Annotated in this window: 2 protein-coding genes; both read right to left on the bottom strand. The window is 40.5% G+C overall.

The window, feature by feature from the left end:
• The coding region (locus BN338_RS06265) for an SMI1/KNR4 family protein (RefSeq protein WP_039760106.1) at positions 1-282 on the bottom strand (282 nt) is incomplete at its 3' end.
• Positions 283-345: 63 nt separating this feature from the next.
• On the bottom strand, positions 346-1,608 hold a 1,263-nt coding region (locus tag BN338_RS13125; protein WP_051018502.1), incomplete at its 5' end, for an HNH/ENDO VII family nuclease.

Genomic DNA, 1,608 nt, shown 5'->3' with positions numbered 1-1,608 from the left:
TAAGTTTCGGTAAACAATATCACCAGCAGGAATACCTTCCCCACGCTCCTTATAAATGCTAAAAATTTCTTCGCCACCAATTTCCCCTCCTCCATATTTCTTTAAAAAAACTTTGTAAGAGGATGTGAATTTCAAACCCAAAGCTTTCTCCGCCTTTTCAATCTGTAGATCATCTGTTTCATTTTCTTCATCATATTCACTACTCAAATTAATAATATCATCATCGTATTTATTCACTTTATCAATTAATACTGCAACATCATCTAAAGTATAGGTTTTCATCAATTATTCTCCATAAATTATTCTATAAGTTTCTTTTTTCTCTTTTCAATTAACCGTAGAGCATTACTGCCGATGCTCCTGTCCCCATCTGTCAAAATCTATACCTATGATACCCCATCTCATATCAATTATTCCTCCTAAATTACTGTTTTTTTGTTCTCTATACCCTTTAGCGCGTTCCTTCCAATATTCCTCTCTCTGCTTATCAAACTTTTTTCTATCTATAAGCGATTGATGTTTCTTAGGATTACCATGAATCACGGGATTATATTTTTTATGAGATTCATGGCTCATTTCTGCTATCGGCCCCTCAGGCGTTTGCTTTAGGTGATGCAACTCAACAGGCCTACCATCAAATCCTATAGGTGCTCTTCCTGTTTCCATTCTCTCAACATTGGTACCCCACACGTCTTTTTTGTTTTTTCTCCATTTAACCATTTGGTTAGAATCAAACAAATCGTTTCTCTTATAGACTTTGTTTGTCTGACCAAATTTGCTATCGGTAAATTTAATGGGTTTCTCTTTTAACCACTTCTTTTTTTCTTGAGCAGCAAGGTTGGTCAATTCTTTCTTAGTAGCAAGTTTGGCAGGATCTCTCTGAGCAGCAAGTTCTGCAAGATTTTTCTTGGAAGCGAATTGGGCAAAATCTTTCCTAGCAATGAATTTGATCACAGCCTTTTTGGTAAGCTTTATACCACTCTTGGCTGCTCCAACAACTCCCGTTATTAGGGATGCTACTTCAGTCAATAATTTTCCAAATTCAACACCCGCTTTAAAGGATCCACCGGCACCGGCTCGCTCATATTCCTCCTCCATTTTATTAATACGATCGACATAAGATTGCCCAAGTGTCGCCAATACCTCACCACTCGTGAACAAATCTTTGAGCGCTTTCCAAGTCTCTTTGGGATGGATGGCTATTTGCACAAAGCCATCAATCGTATCGTATAATTCAGCCGGTACACCAGCAACCATACCAGCCGTAAAGCTTACATCTTGCCCTGTACTAATCGCAGACCATTTCGCAGACACTTTTGCTTGACATAAAAGGTCAGGACATTCCTTTAATTCTTTCTCCATCTGAGCTTGTTGAGCACTGCTGAGGTAGTTATTAGCAGCGGCATTTCCTGCGGCATCAGCACCGGCATCAACATTGCCACCAGCAAGGGCAGCTGCAAAGCCCCCAGCAGCACGCGCTACATCAATGGTGTGGTCTCTAAAGTCAGCAAACTGCGCATCAATCTTTGCAGTGATGCGGGCTTGCTCTTCTGCCGTTGGGGTGCGACCATTAAGATCCCCCATTTCCTCTTTTACGATGCCTTGCAT

The organism is Bartonella queenslandensis AUST/NH15 (assembly GCF_000312585.1).
Classification (GTDB): Bacteria; Pseudomonadota; Alphaproteobacteria; order Rhizobiales; family Rhizobiaceae; genus Bartonella; species Bartonella queenslandensis_A.
Note: the sequence above shows the minus strand (reverse complement) of the source record. Positions and strands in the feature narration are given on the sequence as shown.